The organism is Pseudomonadota bacterium (assembly GCA_016711215.1).
Classification (GTDB): Bacteria; Myxococcota_A; Polyangia.
Window position 1 is genome coordinate 823,701 of sequence record JADJTL010000001.1, and the last position, 16,710, is coordinate 840,410.

Annotated in this window: 14 protein-coding genes; 9 read left to right on the plus strand and 5 right to left on the minus strand. The window is 71.5% G+C overall.

The features are described 5' to 3' along the window. Positions 1 to 97 precede the first annotated feature (97 nt). On the plus strand, positions 98 to 757 hold the full coding sequence (locus IPL40_03240; GenBank protein ID MBK8480183.1) for a cob(I)yrinic acid a,c-diamide adenosyltransferase: 660 nt from the start codon (positions 98 to 100) through the stop codon (positions 755 to 757). On the opposite strand, the gene IPL40_03245 is transcribed toward IPL40_03240, so the two are convergent. The 3 genes from IPL40_03245 to IPL40_03255 all read right to left on the minus strand — a co-directional run bounded on the left by IPL40_03245 (position 744) and on the right by IPL40_03255 (position 3,773). Beyond that, the gene (locus IPL40_03245) at positions 744 to 1,634 is read right to left on the minus strand and encodes a hypothetical protein (protein ID MBK8480184.1); all 891 of its coding nucleotides are present in this window, start codon (positions 1,632 to 1,634) and stop codon (positions 744 to 746) included. The two genes, IPL40_03240 and IPL40_03245, sit on opposite strands and share 14 nt — an antisense overlap. A gap of 433 nt (positions 1,635 to 2,067) precedes the next feature. After that, positions 2,068 to 2,427, minus strand: coding sequence for a sulfite exporter TauE/SafE family protein (locus IPL40_03250; GenBank protein MBK8480185.1), 360 nt, complete (start codon positions 2,425 to 2,427; stop codon positions 2,068 to 2,070). Between the two features lie 104 nt (positions 2,428 to 2,531). Continuing rightward, positions 2,532 to 3,773, minus strand: a complete 1,242-nt coding sequence (locus tag IPL40_03255; protein MBK8480186.1) for an aminotransferase class V-fold PLP-dependent enzyme — start codon at positions 3,771 to 3,773, stop codon at positions 2,532 to 2,534. Positions 3,774 to 3,992: 219 nt separating this feature from the next. On the opposite strand from IPL40_03255, the gene IPL40_03260 reads away from it, so the two are divergent. From IPL40_03260 to IPL40_03285, 6 genes are all read left to right on the plus strand, one after another. Then, positions 3,993 to 4,337 carry a hypothetical protein gene (locus tag IPL40_03260; GenBank protein ID MBK8480187.1) on the plus strand — a complete coding sequence of 115 codons (345 nt, stop codon included), beginning with the start codon at positions 3,993 to 3,995 and terminating at the stop codon, positions 4,335 to 4,337. Between the two features lie 78 nt (positions 4,338 to 4,415). Then, entirely contained in the window at positions 4,416 to 5,066 is a 651-nt protein-coding gene (locus tag IPL40_03265; protein MBK8480188.1) for a MotA/TolQ/ExbB proton channel family protein, read from the plus strand. A gap of 1 nt (position 5,067) precedes the next feature. Next, positions 5,068 to 5,496 carry a biopolymer transporter ExbD gene (locus IPL40_03270; GenBank protein ID MBK8480189.1) on the plus strand — a complete coding sequence of 143 codons (429 nt, stop codon included), beginning with the start codon at positions 5,068 to 5,070 and terminating at the stop codon, positions 5,494 to 5,496. Between the two features lie 9 nt (positions 5,497 to 5,505). Continuing rightward, positions 5,506 to 6,315, plus strand: a complete 810-nt coding sequence (locus IPL40_03275) for an energy transducer TonB (GenBank protein MBK8480190.1) — start codon at positions 5,506 to 5,508, stop codon at positions 6,313 to 6,315. Between the two features lie 29 nt (positions 6,316 to 6,344). Then, the gene (locus tag IPL40_03280; protein ID MBK8480191.1) at positions 6,345 to 9,044 is read left to right on the plus strand and encodes a TonB-dependent receptor; all 2,700 of its coding nucleotides are present in this window, start codon (positions 6,345 to 6,347) and stop codon (positions 9,042 to 9,044) included. Further along, a complete protein-coding gene (locus tag IPL40_03285) occupies positions 9,044 to 10,105 on the plus strand; it encodes a hypothetical protein (GenBank protein ID MBK8480192.1) in 1,062 nt (353 codons plus the stop codon). Before IPL40_03280 ends, IPL40_03285 begins: the two co-directional genes overlap by 1 nt. Before the next feature lie 52 nt (positions 10,106 to 10,157). On the opposite strand, the gene IPL40_03290 is transcribed toward IPL40_03285, so the two are convergent. Continuing rightward, positions 10,158 to 10,355 carry a hypothetical protein gene (locus tag IPL40_03290; GenBank protein MBK8480193.1) on the minus strand — a complete coding sequence of 66 codons (198 nt, stop codon included), beginning with the start codon at positions 10,353 to 10,355 and terminating at the stop codon, positions 10,158 to 10,160. A gap of 500 nt (positions 10,356 to 10,855) precedes the next feature. On the opposite strand from IPL40_03290, the gene nrfH reads away from it, so the two are divergent. Further along, on the plus strand, positions 10,856 to 11,356 hold the full coding sequence (nrfH, locus tag IPL40_03295) for a cytochrome c nitrite reductase small subunit (protein ID MBK8480194.1): 501 nt from the start codon (positions 10,856 to 10,858) through the stop codon (positions 11,354 to 11,356). Positions 11,357 to 11,368: 12 nt separating this feature from the next. Continuing rightward, entirely contained in the window at positions 11,369 to 12,988 is a 1,620-nt protein-coding gene (locus IPL40_03300; protein MBK8480195.1) for an ammonia-forming cytochrome c nitrite reductase subunit c552, read from the plus strand. A gap of 15 nt (positions 12,989 to 13,003) precedes the next feature. Here IPL40_03300 and metH read toward each other — a convergent pair whose 3' ends face one another. Further along, complete coding sequence (metH, locus tag IPL40_03305; GenBank protein MBK8480196.1) at positions 13,004 to 16,702, minus strand: methionine synthase; 3,699 nt, start codon at positions 16,700 to 16,702, stop codon at positions 13,004 to 13,006. Between the last annotated feature and the right edge of the window lie 8 nt (positions 16,703 to 16,710).

The window sequence follows — 16,710 nt, forward strand, 5'->3', positions numbered from 1 at the left end:
CGCCTTTGTTCGTGGGCCAAACGCGCGATAGGCTGACTCGGCAGCGCGACGCCCTGCGCGTTGCGCGCGAGAGGCCGGAACGAGACCAGGAGGAGCTGTGGTGGCAGACCAAGAGCGCTTTGCGACGCCGCGGGTGGTGATCGGCCGCGTCTATACGCGCGGGGGTGATCAGGGCGAGACCTCGCTCGTCGGTGGTGAGCGAGTGCGCAAGAATTGCAGCCGCATCGCCGCCTACGGTGCGGTCGACGAGCTCAACGCCTTCTTCGGGGTGGCGCGCGTCGGCGTCGACGAGGCGCTGAGCAGCTACCCGGCGCTGGCAGCCTTGGCGGCGATCCTGCTGCGCGTGCAGCACGAGCTCTTCAACCTGGGGGCGATCCTCGCCACGCCGCCGGCGCAGGTGCGCGCGGACCAGGCGCGGATTCGCGCGGCGGAGGTCGAGCGGCTCGAGCAGGAGCTCGATGCCTCGCGCGCGACGCTGCCGACGCTGCGCTCCTTCGTGCTGCCGGGCGGCAGCCGGATCGGTGCGGCGCTGCATGTGTGCCGCACCGTTTGCCGCCGCGCCGAGCGCGCGTGCGTCACGCTGGCCGGCGAGGCCACGGTGGAGGCGGAGGCGTTGGCCTATCTCAATCGGCTCGGCGACGCGTGCTTCGTCTGGGGCCGTTGGGCGGATCAGGTGCAGGGTGTGGCCGAGACGCTCTGGGATCCCAACCAGGCGGCGTCATCGACGCAGGGTGAGCCGGAGGTCAGGGGTCCGTAGGGCCCTGGGGCTCGCCGCGCGCCAGGCGCGGCAGCTCGCGCAGCAGGAGAAAGCGCTCGAGCGCGTCGCGGTAGGCCGCGCGGCCGAAGTGCAGCAGGTGGCCGCCAGGAAACCAATGCAGCGCCGGCTGGCCCCAGTGCTCCCAGAGCGCCTCGGCGTGCGCTGGTGGCACGACGCGGTCGACTTGACCGGCGATCAACAGCACCTGCTCGCGGGGCACCAGCAGCCGGTGGGCCAGGGGCGCATGCGCCGCCATCAAGCGGCAGTGCGTGTCGAAGTCGAGACGCGCGCCATCGTCCGCGCCAGCGCGGACGGGAGGCGCCAGCGCCCAAAGCAGCGCGGTCAGGTCGGCGATCGGGAGGATCGGCACGACGAAACGCAGCTCTGGGGCCACCGAGGCCAGCACTGCCGCAGCATAGCCGCCGAGGCTGATGCCGATCACCCCGCCCTCCGCGGCGCGTTCGGCGCGATGGTGCGCCAGCAGCGCGCGCACCTCCCAGACGGTCTGGAGCATCGCCTCGTTCGTGCGGCTGATGCTCGCCGAGGGGTGGAGGCTGACGCTCGGTGGCACCCCCAGGGGGCGCCGCGGCCCATGGTAGGGGTGCACATAGAGGTAGACATCGAAGCCGAGGGCGTAGAGGCGTTGGGCGCCGAAGATCGCCGCTTCGAGCCGAAAGTGTCCGCCGCGCCAGCCGTGGAGGCAGATCAGGGCAGGGTGTCCCGCCGCGTCATGGCCGTAGCGCCGCGCGTAGGCGGTGGCGTTCTCCGGGTAGCGGCGCAGGAGGTCGAGCGCCGTCGGGCGCCGCGCCCCATCGTAGCTCGGGAACTGCAGGTCTTCGATCAGCCCGCCCGCGAGCCGCCGGCGCGTCACGCTCACGATCCGCGGCGCCGTGGGCAAGGGGAAGAGCGTCGCTGCTGCGCCCGCGGGGTCGCCGGCCGGCAGGGCCCAGGCGCTGGCGTGCCCATGGGCTGCACCGGGCAGCAGATCGGCGCGCGGCGGCGAGGGGCTGCGCCGACCGGTGGCGCGCTAGGGCCAGCACGAGACCGTCGGCGGCCTTGCCCAGCCGTGGGCGGAGACCCACGGCCCAGGGCGATCCGCCGACGCCGACCTCGCGCAAGGCGCGTGCACGTGCCAGGTAGCTGGCCTCATCGAGCGGCGGTTGGGTCACGGCGCCGAATCCCTCGTTTCCCGCCCTGCGGTGGCGGTCCCGTCACTCTCTTCCGTCGCATCGCGGTACCCTCGCGTCGGGGGGCGCGCTTGGCGTCTCGCTCGGCCTTTGACCCGGGCTGCGGCGCCTGCCTCGCTCTACTCAGAACAACAGCATCCTGACGCCAATCGCTGTCAACACCGCGCCGAAGACCCGCGTCAAGGTCGGATTCGAGAGCTGCGTGGCGACCCGGGCCCCGATCAGGCCGCCGAGCACGAAGCCGAGGCAGATGAAGGTCGCCATGCGCGGCTGCACGTAGCCCTGGCGGTAGTAGGTCCAGGCCGCCAGGATGCCGATCGGTGGCACGAGCACGGCGAGCGAGGTGCCCTGCGCCTGGTGCTGCGTGAGCCCGAAGAAATAGACCATCGCCGGCACGAGGACGATTCCGCCACCAACCCCCACCAGTCCGCTGGCGGCCCCGGCGGTCAGCCCGAGCAGCACCCAACCCATCATCTCCAGCATCGGCATTACCTCGCTACGCCGCGTCGCTACGCCGCGCTCATTGCCCGCGCTCATCGCCGCGGACACCACCCTAGCGCGGCTCGAGGGGGCTGCTAAGGCCCCTTTCAGGGCTCCCGGGTCGTCGGCAGCCCGGCGCCGTAGCCATCGACCACCACGCCTTCGGGGCCGCGGGCCACGGCCCGGACGATGGCCTCGACCAGCCGATCGATCTCGGCCTCGGTGTTGAACCAGCCGCAGGACGCGCGCAGCGCGAAGGGCGCGTGCGGCAGGGCGCGAATCACGATGCGCTCGCGGCGGGCGAGCTCGGCCGCGAGACCCCAGAGCCGCGGCGGCGAAAAGCTCGGTAGGTCGAAGGCGACGAGCTGGCTGGCCTGCGCGGCCGGCGTGATGATCTCGACGCCGGGCAGCGCAGCGAGGGCGGAGCGTGCGCGCGCGGCCAGCGCCGACGCCTGGACCCATGCGCGCTCGAGGCCGACCTCCTCGAGCAGCCAGCGCGCGCTGGCGCTGAAGCCGGCCAGCGCCGGTCGGTAGACCATCGCCGTCTCGAAGCGCTTGGCGCCCGCCTGTAGCTCGACGCCGCCGCGGTGGTCGTGGCGGCTAGCGCTGAAGTAGCTGGCGAAGGTTGGCTGCAGCGCCTCGAGGCGCGTGCGGCGGACGTAGAGGGCGCCGGTCCCCTCGGGGCCGCAGATCCATTTCTGGCCCGAGAGCGTGTAGTAGTCGACGCCGAGGGCGTGCACATCGAGGGGACGTGCGCCGCAGGTCTGGGCGCCATCGACGAGCACCGCAGCGCCCGCGTCATGGGCCAGCCGCGTCAGCGCGGCGAGCGGTAGCTCGGCGCCCGTGCCGTAGGCCACGTGCGAGAGCACGAGCAGCCGCGCAGGAGCTGCGGCGAGGGCCTGCGCGAGGGCCGCCAGCGCTGCTTCGCCCCGCCCGATCTCGACGAACGCGACCTCGACGCCATAGCGCGCGCGCAGCAGCCCGAGGGGGATCGTGACGGCGTCGTGCTCGAGGGTCGTGGTGAGGATGCGGTCGCCAGCGCGCCAGTCGTGGCCCGCGAGCACGATGTTGATCCCCTCGCTGGTGTGGTGCGTCAGCGCCACCTCGTCGCTATCGGCGCCGAGCAGCCGCGCCGACAGCGCGCGCGCGCGCGCGCGCTGGGCGAAGAAGGGCCCCCAGCTGTTGAGGTCGGCGCGGCCCTCCCGCAGCTCGCGGGCGGCCTCGCTGGCGCTGACGCGCGCGGCGACCCGCGGCAGCGGCCCGGCCGTCCCGCTGTTGAGGTAGACCTGCGCCGTCGCCGCGGGCAGCTCCTGCCGCAGCGTCTCCAGGGATCGCGTCGTGCTGATCATCGCCTGCTCCTGCATGCTGCCGAACGCGCGCTGTATAGCGCGCAGGCGCGGCGCCCGCGAGCCCAGCCTAGGCGAGCCCAGCAGCAGGCGAAGCCCAGCAGTGGCCGAGCCCAGCCCTAGGGGCTGCGCTGGCGCCGCCCAGGTCCGGCCCGGCGCCAGCGTGATCGGCGATGCCCTGGGGCTCGAAGCGGCGTATGATGCCCCCCATTGGAGCGACGCATGCAGCCGATCGCAACTCGGTCTTCGCTTGGTGGATCGCGCCGCTGGCCTCGCGTCGGCGCTTGGGTGCTCGCGGGGCTGCTCGGCGGCGCCTGCGGCCACGGCGCGCGCGGCAAGGCGGAGCCCGGATCCGACGCCGTCGAGCATGTTCGTGGCGGTCGGCGCGCCGGTCCCAAGCAGGGGGTCGTCGACGACGCGCCGCGCGCCGACGGCGACGAGCGGACCCCCTTCGGCGGCGATCGCTTCGGCCTCGGCGCCCAGCGCGTGCGCGAGGACCTCGCGCACGACCAGCACCATCGACGCAGGCGCGCGCGGGCCGCCGATGCCGGTCCTAGCGCGCGCTGAGCCCCGCCCCCGGGGTAGCAGAGCCCTTCACGCTCATGCATACTGCGCGCGGCCCGGTTGGCCGGAGGGGATGACCCTATGCTCACTGAGCGTCTGTTACGTCTGACGATCGCCGGCGGGAGCGAGTGGGTGATGGCGCTCTTGCTGGCGCTCTCGGTGATCTCGATCTCGGTCGTGGTCGAGCGCGCGCTCTTCTTTCGCCGCCGTCGCCGCCAGCTCGATCGCGTCGACCGCGCGCTCCTCCCGCTGCTCAGCGGTGCGGCCGGTGAGCAACTCCGCCAGGCGGTAGAGGAGCTGCAGGATCCGCTGCTGACGGTGGCGCTGGAGAGCGCGCGAACGCGGGATCCGGCCGATGCCGAGAAGATCGTCGCCAGCCTGCTCAGCCGCGAGCGCCTGGAGCTGGAGCGGCGCCTGACCTTCCTCGGCACGCTCGGCAATAACGCGCCCTTCATCGGGTTGTTCGGCACGGTGCTCGGCATCATTCGCGCCTTCAACGACCTGTCGGTCAGCACGCGCGCCGGCTCGAGTGCCGTGATGGCGGGGATCTCCGAGGCGCTGGTGGCGACGGCGATCGGCTTGTTCGTCGCGATCCCGGCGGTGATCGCCTTCAACTACTTCCAGCGGCAGGTCGACCGGCTGCTCTCGACCACCGAGGCGCTCTCGCAGGCGCTGCTGGCGAGCGCGCGCGACGTGGGTGCTGGCCTCGGCACCAGCTCACGGACGAGCTGAGATGGCTGGCGGTACGCTCAGGGGCGGCAATGGTCGGCGCATCATCAGCGAGATCAATGTCACGCCGCTCGTCGACATCATGCTGGTGCTGCTGATCATCTTCATGGTCACCGCGACCTACATCGTGCGGCAATCGCTCGAGGTCAGGTTGCCCGAGGCGGCCACCGCCGAGCCGACCAAGGTCACGCTGATCGCCGTGACGATGGACGCGCAGGGGCGCCTCGGTCTCAACGGCGAGCCCAGCAGCGAGGCGGCGGTACGGGCGCTGATTCGCCAGCAGCGTAGCCAGCGAGCCTCACTCGAGGCCGTGGTCGCCGCCGATCGCACGGTTCAACATGGGCGCGTCGTCGCGCTGATCGACCTGCTGCGGCAGGAGGGCGTGACCAAGCTGGCGATCAACGTGCTCAAGCGCGAAGACCCGCGTAGGTAGGGGTCGGGCATGCTTGAGATGGGCAGCCGCGGGCGCGGCGGCGGCAGCGGCGCCTGGCCACTGGCCGCGGGCAGCTCGATCTTGCTGCATCTCGGCCTCGCTGCGGGCCTCGCGCTGATGCCGCAGCAGCCGCCGGCGGAGCGGCGCGAGGCCTTCGAGCTGACCGAGCGCCAACTTCCGCCGCCGCCGAAGCCGGAAGCGCTGCCGCCCCCGCCCTTGCCGGCCGAGGCGCCGCCCGCCGAGGCGCCGCCCCCTGCGGTGAACCGACCGCGCCGGCGTCGGGCGCAGGAAGCGCCGCCACCCGCGCCGCCGCCGGGGCGACCCGAGGCAGTGGCGCCGCCGGCGCCGGATACGGGTCCGCGCACCTTCGGCATCGAGCTCGAGGGCCAGACGGCCGCGCCGACTGGCCTGGGCGTCGCCTTGCCCCGAGGGGATTCGCTGGCCGTGAGCCCCGCTTCGCGACGCGTCGGGCGCGGCAGCCCGGCGGGCAGGCCCGGCGGCACGGGCGTCGCGGGCGGAGCTGCTGAAGCCCCCGTGCCTCTGACGGCGGTCACGACGCTGCCGACGGTGCTCCAGCGCGCCCAGCCCGCTTATCCACAACAGCTCCGCGATCAGGGGATCGAGGGGCAGGTGGTGGTCGAGCTGCGCATTGACACGCGCGGACGGGTCAGCGCGGTGAAGGTGCTGCGGGGCCTGCACCCGCTGCTCGACCGCGAGGCGCTGGTCGCTGCGCGCGCCACGCGCTTCGCCCCCGCGCGCATCGGCACGCAGGCGGTGCCGGTGCAGATCGCCTATACGTTCACCTTTGTGCTCGACTGATCGACCCCATGGGATACAGGAGACGAGCATTGCACCCCCTCGCCACCGCACTCGCGCTGCTCGCCGGCTGCGGCGCAGGGCTGATCGCGCCGGGTCTTGCGGCCGCCCAGACCGACGTCAGCCGCGAGCAGCTCGTGCGCCGCGCGCCGCCGCAGCTGACCAAGGCGCCGGTGCTGCTGCGCTTCGTCGAGGCCGACTATCCCGCGCTGGCCCAGCAGCGCGGGCTGGCGGGGCCCGTCGCGCTCGAGGTGACGATCGACGCCGGAGGGCAGGTGACGACGGCGGCGGTGTTGAGCGCGCCCGATCCGAGTCTTGGTGCGGCAGCCCTCGCCGCGGTCCGCCGCTTCGTCTTTTCGCCCGCCGAGATCGACGGCCGGCCGGCGCCGCTGCGCCTGCGTTACGTCTATCGCTTCGTGCTGCAGGCGACCTTCGAGCCGCGCCTGCCGGCGTGGCTGAACGACCTTCCCGCTGGGTCGGGCGGGGCAGCGGCGGCTGCGCCTCGCGCGCCGGAGGTGGTCGTCGGGCGGGTGCGCGAGCAGGGCACGCGCTTGCCGCTGGCCGGCGCCGCGATCGCCTTGCCCGAGCTCGGCCTCGAGCTCCGCGCCGACGCGCGAGGCCGCTTTGGCGTGCCGCGCGTGGCGCCCGGCCTCTATCGCGTGCGGGCGGTTTCGCCGACGCACAAGCCCGAGACGGTGCTCGCTGCGGTCCGTCCGGGCGAGCAGACGACGATCAACTTCTACCTCGAGCCGCTCAACGACGATCCCTTCGTCACCGTGGTGCGCGGCGCCCGCCGCAAGACCAGCGTCTCGCGCGTCACGCTGGCCGGTCGCGAGCTGACGACCGTGCCCGGGACCTTCGGTGATCCCGTGCGCGTCGTGCAGAATCTCCCCGGACTGGCGCGCGCGCCCTACATCGCTGGCGCGCTGCTGATTCGCGGCGCCGCCCCCGAGGACTCCGGCACCTATCTCGACGGGATCGAGATCCCGCAGCTCTTTCACTTCCTCGGCGGGCCTTCTGTGCTCAATCCCGAGTTTATCGAGCGCGTCGACTACTATGCCGGCAACGCGGACGCCCGCTACGGGCGGCTGATCGCCGGCGTCGTCGACCTCAGCAGCCGGTCGACGCAGACGCGGCGCCTGCGCGGCGCGGTCGACGTCAACCTGCTCAACGCGGGGATCTTCCTCGCGACGCCCGTCAGCGAGCGCGTCAGTGTCGCCGCCGCCCTGCGTCGCTCCTATATCGACGCGCTCTTGCCGCCGATCCTCGCCGCGAGCAGCCGCAAGGCCACCACGGTGGTCCCCGTCTACTACGACTATCAGGGGCGCGTGGAGATCCGCCTGCGCGGCAGCGACCGCCTTTCCTTGCTCGCCTTTGGCTCCGATGATCAGCTCGATATTGCGACGAACGAGCCCGAGGACGACACGGCGATCAATTTCGACTCGAAGCTGCGCTTTCATCGCTTGGTGGCGAGCTGGCAGCATGCCTTCGCCGGCGGGCGCGGCAGCTCGCGGCTGCAGCCCTTCATCGGCGTCGATAGCGTCGGCTTCGGCGCGGGGAGCGCCCGCGTGAAGATTCTCAGCCTCGGCGGTGGCCTGCGCGAGGACGCCGAGCTGCGGCTGGCGCCGGGCGCGCTGCTGCGCTTCGGCGCCGACATCGCCTTGCGCCAGGCGTCGTTCGACGCGCAGATCCCGCTGCCGGCGCCTTATCGCAACCCCGCGGCGCCCGCGGGCGGCAACGAGGGTCCCGGTGGGGGCTCCGGGCTGACGGCCGAGGTCCAGCCGGTGCGCGTCGACCAGCTCCTCGGCAGCGTCGGTACCTACGTCGGTGCGGTGCTCGACCTCACCGGCCGCTTGCAGCTGCTGCCGAGCGCGCGCGTCGAGGCGTTCTTCTACTACGATCAGAACCTGCGGCTGGCCGTCGACCCGCGACTGACGGCGCGCTACCGACTCGATGCGGCGACGGTGCTCAAGGGCGGCGCCGGTCTCTACACCAAGGCGCCCGAGCCGCAGGAGTCGAACGCCTTCACCGGCAATCCGAACCTGGTGCTGGCCCACGCGGCCCAGTTCTCGGCGGGGGTCGAGCGCACGCTCTTTCGTCCCGAGATCCTCTTCGACGCCCAGGTCTATTTCAACTACCGCTACGACAACCCCGTGCCCACCGAGGAGGTGATCGTCGGCGCGGAGGGCGTGCGACCGCGGCGCTGGGTCAGCGATGGTGAGGGCTACTCCTACGGGCTGGAGCTCTTGCTCAAGCATGACGTCACGCGGCGCTTCTACGGCTGGGTCGCCTACACGCTGTCCTGGGCGCGACAGCAGCAGCTCGCCAGCGATCCCCCGGCGCGCTTCGTCTTCGATCAGCGCCACATCCTGACGCTGGTCGGCAGCTACCGCTTCGGGCGCGGCTGGGAGACGGGGTTGCGCTTCCGGCTGGTCAGCGGCCGGCCGCGCACGCCGGTATTGGGCGGGTTGCTCGACGGCGACGGCGGGTTCTATCGCCCGATCCTCGGCGCCGAGGGTGGCGCCGACGAGCCGCTCTTTCACCAGCTCGACCTGCGCGTGGAGAAGGGGTGGCTCTTCGACCTATGGCGCTTCTCTGTCTACCTCGACGTGCAGAACGTCTACAACGCTGAGAACCCGGAGGCGACGCTCTACGACTACCGCTTCCGGGAGGCCGGGCCCCTGCGCGGCCTGCCGCTGCTGCCAACGCTCGGCATCAAGGGGAGCTTCTGATGGGATCGCGCGCTGCGTGCCGGCGAAGGGGGATTGTGCTGGCGGGGGTGCTGGCGGGGGCGGGGTTGGCGGCCTGCACGCCCGACTTCGAGGAGCCCTGGGCCGTGCGCGATCTGCGTTTGCTGGCGCTGCAGGCGGAGCCGCCCGAGCTGCTCTACCGTGAGCTGCCACCTGAGCTGCTGAGCGCGGGCGACGGGGCGGCGCCCGTCGATCCGATTCGCCTGAGGGCATTGGCCGCCGACCCGCGCGAGCCCGGCCGCGAGGTGGAGTGGGAAATTTGGGCCTGCACGCCCGAGGCTAGCGGTTGCCGCGAGGCCGAGCGGCGCTGGCCCGTGGCGATCGACGCCGCGGGGCGCTGCCAGCCGCTCGCGGAGGATGCCGCGCCACCGCGCCAGCGCTCCCGGCTCGACGCCATCACCTGCGACTTCGTGCCGACGATTGCGTCGTTGTTGGCCAGCCTCGAGGCCGATCCCTACCGCGGCTTCGGCGGTCTGCCGCTGGTGGTCGAGCTGCGGCTCTTCGACGGGTCGCAGCTCGTGCCGGCCTTCAAGCGCCTGGTCTATACCGTGCCGCTGCCCTATTCGCCGGTACCCGCGGCCAAGCAGGCCAACCGCAATCCCGAGCTCGTCGCGATCGAGATCGACGGCGCGCGCTGGACACGCGATCGGCTGGCCACAGAACGGCCGCGCGTTGGGGCGGGCGCCGAGCGCGAGCTGCTGCCGATCGTGGCCGAGGGGGCCAAGGAGTCCTATCTCGTGTTGACGACGGGTGCGGCGGGCGAGCGGGCCGAACTCGGCGGCGATCCGCCGGTGCAAGAGCTCGAGGAGGCCCTCAGCTATGAGTTCTACGCGACCGCGGGCGAGCTGTCGCACGGCCGCACGGGAGGCCGCGGATCGACCTTCATCATCGACAAGAAGGTCGATGACCTGACCTCGAGGTGGACGGCACCCACGCCGGCGCCGAGCGCGACGCCGACCCTTTGGATCGTCGTCCGCGACGATCGCGGGGGATCGAGCTGGCTAAGCTTCAGCGTGGAGGTAGTGGCGAGCGCCGAGCAGTAGCGGCGGTCCCGATGATCCGATAATCATGTTCCGCCGCTAGCGTGCTGCGCTGCTACTTGCGGACCCACTCATGCGGGAAGTCCTTGTAGCCGCCCTTGCGCACCGGAAAGGCCTCGCCGGTCTTGTCCGCCACGTAGAACATGCCGCCGGGCACGCGCTTGACCATCCGTAGCTCCTCGCCGGTCTTGGGCGAGCGCACAACCAGACGCTGGTTGTCGCGGACAGCGGGATTGTTTTTTGAAACTGCCATGGGGCCTCTCCTCAAGGTGGCGCCGACGGCGCCACGCAGCGCCGCCGAGCTGGGGCATCTTCCACTACTCTTGCGCCCTGTCAAGGACGCGCGCGCAGGGAAGCGCGGGGGCGCTTCGTCCTCCCCGCCTCTCCCCCTCTCGTCCTCCCCCCCGACGAGGGCAGCCTTGCGGCTCGCCTTCGCTCGTGGCGCCTGATAGAAAGGGCCGGGAAGCGAGGCGTTGGCCGCTCGGTCGGAGGCGGGGTCGAGGGCCAGGCGCGGGAGCTGCCCGCTGAGCGAGCGATTAGGAGTCGTGTTGACGTCCCTCGGTCTTGCGTTCGAGCGCGCTCCGGACTCGATCCATGCGGCTCTCGTGGCGCGATGAGCGCAGGCTGCGCCTGCTGGTGGCCCTGGGACGAGCCCCTCGCGCTCCGGTCGCGTTCATCGCGTTCATCGCGCGGCGGCGGGTGGCGAGGCGAGGCGGGGTGCGGGCTGGGCGCCGTTGATCGCTGGGGCCTTCGATGAGCCGGCGTGCCATCACCGCGAGTGGGCTGACCCTCGCCATGCTCGCCGGCGCGCTGGGAGGGATCGGCGGCTTCACCTTTCGCTATGCGGAGGGGCTCTCCTATCTCAGCAACGACTCACGGGCCTGCACCAACTGTCACATCATGAACGAGCAGTTCGAGGCCTGGCGCAAGGGACCGCATCATGCGGTGGCGAGCTGCAACGATTGTCATGTGCCGCCGGAGTTCTTTGCGAAGTACCTGGCCAAGGGTCGCAACGGTTATCACCACTCGATGGGCTTCACCTTGCAGGCGGCCGCACCCGCCGATCCGGGGGCGCGTACGGTTTTCGAAGAGCCGATCCGGATCAAGCCGACCAATAGCCAGATTCTGCAAGACAACTGCCTGCGCTGTCACGGCGAGCTGGTGCATCAGCTCGTGCGCGGCAGCACCTCGGCAAAGAGCGCGGTGCGTTGTGTCCATTGCCATCGGGCGGTGGGGCACGGCGCCTACCGATAGGTGAGCGCGATGATGCAACGGACCTTCAAGCGCCGAATGCTCGCCTACGCCCTCGTGGCGGTAGCCACGGCTTTGGCCACCGCCGTCGTCGCGGCACTGCTGGTCAACATCTTCGAGCGCAAGCAGGAGGCCAAGAGCACCTTCCTCAAGCTGGTAGAGGTCGGTGAGGAGGACGTCGACCCGAAGCGATGGGGGGTGAACTGGCCGCGGCAGTACGACGGCTATCGCCGCACCGCCGAGCCGACGGCCACCAAGTACGGCGGTGGCATCGTGGGCGCCGAGGGGGGGATGCCGCCGGCAAAGGCGCTGCGCGACCCCTGGCTGCCGCGGGTCTTCGCGGGCTACCTCTTCGCGGTGGACTATCGCGATCGCCGCGGTCATGCGTTCATGCTGCAGGACCAGGCGGTCACCAAGCGCAACGTCCCCAGTGAGCACACGCAGTCGGGTAACTGCCTCCACTGCCACGCCTCGATCATGCCGCTCTATCGCCGCCTGGGTCGCGAAGCGCTGCCGCAGGCGGAGCCCGCCGAGCAGCTCCGGCGCGGTTTCGAACGGGTCGGCGCGATGGACTACTGGGAGGCCAAGAAGCTGCTCGCGGCGCTGCCGCAGGGCGCGCATCCGGTCTCCTGCGTCGACTGCCACAACCCCGAAACCATCGAGCTGCGGGTGACGCGACCAGGGTTCATTGCCGGGATCCAGAAGCTGGCGGCCTCCGCGGCCGCGGTGCCGCACCTGCCGAGCATCGAGCGTTGGCGTCGCGGCGACCGCGCGAAGCCCTATGACCCCAACGTCGACGGCACGCGCCAGGAGATGCGCTCCTTCGTCTGCGGGCAGTGTCACGTCGAGTACTACTGCGGCAAGGGCATGACGCTCTTCTTTCCCTGGGGCGAGGGTCTAAAGGTCGAGGCGATCGAGCGCAGCTACAACGCGCTGCAGGTGCACGGGCAGCGCTTCAAGGATTGGGTCCATGCGGAGACGGGCGTCGAGGTGCTGAAGGCGCAGCATCCGGAGTTCGAGGTCTGGAGCCAGGGGGTTCATGCGCGGAGCGGCGTCGCCTGCGCGGATTGCCATATGCCCTACAAGCGTGAGGGCGCGCTGAAGGTCTCTGAGCACTGGGTGCGCAGCCCGCTGCTCCAGATCAATCGCGCCTGCGAGACCTGCCACCCCTACGGGGAGGAAGAGCTGCGGCAGCGCGTTGAGGGGATTCAGGATCGGCACTATGCGCTGCTCAGCCGTGCCGGCGACGCCGCGGTGGCGATGCTGGACGCCTTCGCGGTCGGGCGCCAGGCGCACGCTGCGCGGCAGCGACCGCAGGCGTTGGCCGAGGCGCGCGCGGCGCTGGCGCAAACGCCAGCTTGGGCCGGGTTGAGCGCGGCGGAGCAGCAGAGCAGGATCGCCGCACAAGCAGAGCAATTGCTGCTGGCGCGCTGGCAGACGAAGGTCGCCGAGACGCCGCAGCTCAAGGCCTATGGCGAGCTGCAGCGCGCCGCGCAGTGGCGGCTCGACTTCGTGGCGGCAGAGAACTCGATGGGCTTTCACGCGCCACAGGAGCTGGCGCGGATCCTCGCCGAGTCGATCGACCTGTCGCGGCAGGCGCAGCTCCAGGCGGTCGCTGCCGGCGCGGGTCCCTAGCGCGCTTCGGGGTCCCTAGCGCGTTTCTGGGTCGTAGCCGAGGTTCGGCGCGAGCCAGCGCTCGGCGGTCTCGAGGCTGATGCCCTTGCGCGCGGCGTAGGCCACGAGCTGGTCGCGGCCGAGCTTGCCGACGGCGAAATAGCGCGCCTCGGGGTGTGCGAAATAGAGCCCACAGACGGCGGCCGCGGGCAGCATCGCGTAGCTCTCGGTCAGCGTGATGCCGGTGGCCTCTTCGACGCCGAGCAGCTCGAAGAGCGCGCGCTTCTCGGTATGGTCCGGGCAGGCCGGATAGCCCGGTGCCGGTCGGATGCCGCGGTAGCGCTCCTTGAGCAGCTCGGCTGGGCTGAGCCGCTCCTCCGCGCCATAGCCCCAGTCGCGGCGGGCGCGCTGGTGGAGCGCCTCGGCAAAGGCCTCGGCGAGGCGATCGGCGAGGGCCTTGGCGAGGATCGCCGTGTAGTCGTCGTGGGCGGCCTCCAGGCGCGCGACCAGGCTATCGACGCCGAGGCCCGCCGTGACGGCGAAGGCGCCGAGGTAGTCTTCGAGGCCGCTCTCACGCGGCGCGACGAAGTCGGCGAGGGCCAGGCAGCCGCGCGCCTTGTCGCGGGAGGCCTGTTGTCGGAGCGTGTGCAAGCGCAGCCGCTCCTCCCTGCGCGTGTCATCCGTGAAGATCACGATGTCATCGCCGTCGGCGCAAGCCGGGAAGAAGCCGTAGACGCCGCGGGCCTCGATCAGCGCCTCGTCGACGAGGCGTGAGAGGAAGCGCTGGGCTTGGGCGAAGAGGTCACGCGCGGCGGGCCCCGTCTGCGCGTGTTCGAGCAGGTCGGGGTAGACGCCGCGGAGCTCCCAGGCATGGAAGAAGGGCGTCCAGTCGATGTAATCGACGAGCGCCGCCAGTGGATAGGGCGCGAGCGAGCGCGTGCCGAGCCAGGCCGGACGGGCGCAGCTCCCTGGATCCCAAGCCACCGGAGCCCGCCTGGCGACGGCCTCGGCATAGGAGAGGAGGGCCGGCGCGGCGCTGCGCGCCTCGTGTTGGGTCCGAAGCTGCTCCTGCGAAGTCCGCGTCTCGGCGACGAAGGCACTGCGCTTGCTTTCGCTGAGCAGGGCTGCGACCACGCCGACCGCGCGCGAGGCATCGGCGACGTGCACGGTCGGGCCGGAGTAGCGTGGCGCGATCTTCACCGCGGTATGCGCGCGACTGGTCGTCGCCCCGCCGATAAGGAGCGGCACCGTCAGGCCGTTGCGCTGAAGCTCCCCGGCGACGTGGGTCATCTCGTCGAGCGAGGGAGTGATCAGCCCGCTGAGGCCGACGGCCTGCACGCCCTCGGCCGCCGCCCGCTCCAAGATCTTCGCCGTCGGCACCATCACGCCGAGATCGACCACCTGATAGCCGTTGCACTGGAGCACGACGCCGACGATGTTCTTGCCGATGTCGTGGACGTCGCCCTTGACCGTGGCCAGCAGGATCTTCGGGATCTGCTGGCGTGCTTCCGCGGGGCGTGCTCGCTCCTCCGCCTCCATCACGGGCTCGAGCTGGGCCACGGCCTGTTTCATCACGCGGGCGCTCTTCACCACCTGCGGCAGGAACATCTTGCCGCTGCCGAAGAGGTCGCCGACGGTGCGCATCCCGTCCATCAGCGGCCCCTCGATCACCGCCAGCGCGCTGCCGAAATGCTCCAGCGCCGCCGCGACGTCGCCCGGCAGGTGCTCGACCAGCCCGTGGACGAGGGCGTGGGCCAGGCGCTGGTCGATCGGCAGCGCGCGCCAGCTCTCCGTGCGCAGGGCCTCGGGTTGGCGGGCGCCGAGCGTCGCAGCGTGCGCGATCAGCCGCTCGGTGGCGTCAGGACGGCGGTTGAGCAGCACGTCCTCGACGTGGTCGCGCAGCGCGGCGGGCAGCTCGGTGTAGATCGCGAGCTGGCCCGCGTTGACGATCGCCAGGTCGAGGCCCGCCTGGCGCGCGTGAAAGAGAAAGACGGCGTGCATCGCCTCGCGCAGCAGGTCGTTGCCGCGGAAGGCGAAGGAGACGTTGCTGACGCCGGCCGAGACCTTGATGTTCGGCAGCTCGGTCTTGAGCTGCCGAGTCGCGGCGAAGAACGAGAGCGCGTAGTCCGCGTGCTCCTCGATCCCCGTGCCGACGGTCAGGACGTTGGGGTCGAAGCAGATGTCCTGCTCGGGGAACCCGACCTCGCGCGTCAGCAGGCCATGCGCGCGCCGCGCGATCGCCACGCGACGCTCGGTCGTGGTGGCCTGGCCGTCCTCGTCGAAGGCCATCACCACCACGGCCGCGCCGTAGCGCCGGATCAGCCGGGCCTGCTCGCAGAAGGTCGCCTCGCCCTCCTTGAGGCTGATCGAGTTGACGATGCCCTTGCCCTGCAGGCAGCGCAGGCCCGCCTCGAGCACGCTCCACCTGGAGCTGTCGATCATCACCGGGACGCGCGCGATGTCGGGCTCGACGCCGATCAGGTTGAGGAAGGTGGTCATCGCCTGTTCGGAGTCGAGCAGCGCCTCGTCCATGTTGACGTCGATCACGTTGGCGCCGGCCTCGACCTGCGCGCGCGCGACGGCCACGGCCTGGTCGAAGCGCCCCTGCTTGATCAGCCGGGCGAAGCGGCGCGAGCCGGTGACGTTGGTCCGCTCGCCGATCAGCGTCAGGTTGCTCTCGGGGCGCAGGGTCAAGGGCTCGAGGCCGGCGAGCTGGGTGTAGCGAGGCGCCTCCGGCAGGCGGCGCGGCGCGCAGTCGGCGACCGCGGCGGCGATCGCGGCGATGTGCGCGGGGCGGGTGCCGCAGCAGCCGCCGGCCAGGTTGAGCAAACCCTCACGCGCCAGCTCGCGCAGCACGCTCGCCATCTGCTCCGGGCTCTCGTCGTAGCCGCCGAAGGCGTTCGGCAGGCCGGCGTTCGGGTAGCAGGCGACGTGCGTGTCGGCGACGCGGGCGAGCGCCTCGACATGGGGGCGCATCTGCAGCGCGCCGAGCGCGCAGTTGAGCCCGACGGCGAGCGGGCGGGCGTGGGCGATCGAGATCCAGGCGGCCTCGAGCGTCTGGCCGGCGAGCGTCCGACCGCTGGCATCGATCACGGTCAGGGAGGCCAGCACGGGCACGCGCCGGCCCGTCGCGGCGAAGACCTGCTCGATCGCGAAGAGCGCGGCCTTGAGGTTCAGCGTATCGATGCTGGTCTCGGGCTGCAGCAGATCGACCCCTCCCTCGAGCAGGCCACGCACCTGCTCGGCGTAGGCGCTGACGAGCGCCGCGAAGGTGACGGCGCGGAGGGCCGGGTCGTTGACGTCGGGGGAGAGCGAGGCCGTGCGGTTCGTCGGCCCGATCGACCCGGCGACGAAGCGCGATCGCTCGGGCGACTGGCGCGCCACGGCGACGACGGCCCGCCGCGCGACCTGGGCGGCGGCGAAGTTGATCGCGTGGCTCTGGTGCTCCAGTCCGTAGTCAGCGAGCGAGATCGCCTGGGCGTTGAAGCTGTTGGTCTCGATGATGTCCGCGCCGGCCTCGAGGAAGCTGCGGTGGATCGCCTCGATCAACGCCGGCTGCGTCAGCACGAGGACGTCGTTGCAGCCCTTCAGCTCGCGCGGATGGTCGGCCAAGAGCGTGCCGCGGTAGGCAGCCTCGTCGAGACCGTGAGTTTGAATCATCGTGCCCATCGCGCCGTCGAGGACGAGGATGCGGCGGCGCAAGAGCTCGGCGATGGGAGATCGTTCGCTGGTCATCGGGGTGC

Excerpts from the sequence above, each read along its gene's own strand:
- IPL40_03260 (MBK8480187.1), top strand. The coding sequence starts at position 3,993 with ATGCAGCCGATCGCAACTCGGTCTTCGCTTGGTGGATCGCGCCGCTGG.
- IPL40_03300 (MBK8480195.1), top strand. The coding sequence starts at position 11,369 with ATGCAACGGACCTTCAAGCGCCGAATGCTCGCCTACGCCCTCGTGGCG.
- IPL40_03270 (MBK8480189.1), top strand. The coding sequence starts at position 5,068 with ATGGCTGGCGGTACGCTCAGGGGCGGCAATGGTCGGCGCATCATCAGC.
- IPL40_03275 (MBK8480190.1), top strand. The coding sequence starts at position 5,506 with ATGCTTGAGATGGGCAGCCGCGGGCGCGGCGGCGGCAGCGGCGCCTGG.
- nrfH (MBK8480194.1), top strand. The coding sequence starts at position 10,856 with ATGAGCCGGCGTGCCATCACCGCGAGTGGGCTGACCCTCGCCATGCTC.
- IPL40_03250 (MBK8480185.1), bottom strand. The coding sequence starts at position 2,427 with ATGCTGGAGATGATGGGTTGGGTGCTGCTCGGGCTGACCGCCGGGGCC.
- IPL40_03265 (MBK8480188.1), top strand. The coding sequence starts at position 4,416 with ATGCTCACTGAGCGTCTGTTACGTCTGACGATCGCCGGCGGGAGCGAG.
- IPL40_03255 (MBK8480186.1), bottom strand. The coding sequence starts at position 3,773 with ATGATCAGCACGACGCGATCCCTGGAGACGCTGCGGCAGGAGCTGCCC.
- metH (MBK8480196.1), bottom strand. The coding sequence starts at position 16,702 with ATGACCAGCGAACGATCTCCCATCGCCGAGCTCTTGCGCCGCCGCATC.
- IPL40_03285 (MBK8480192.1), top strand. The coding sequence starts at position 9,044 with ATGGGATCGCGCGCTGCGTGCCGGCGAAGGGGGATTGTGCTGGCGGGG.
- IPL40_03290 (MBK8480193.1), bottom strand. The coding sequence starts at position 10,355 with ATGGCAGTTTCAAAAAACAATCCCGCTGTCCGCGACAACCAGCGTCTG.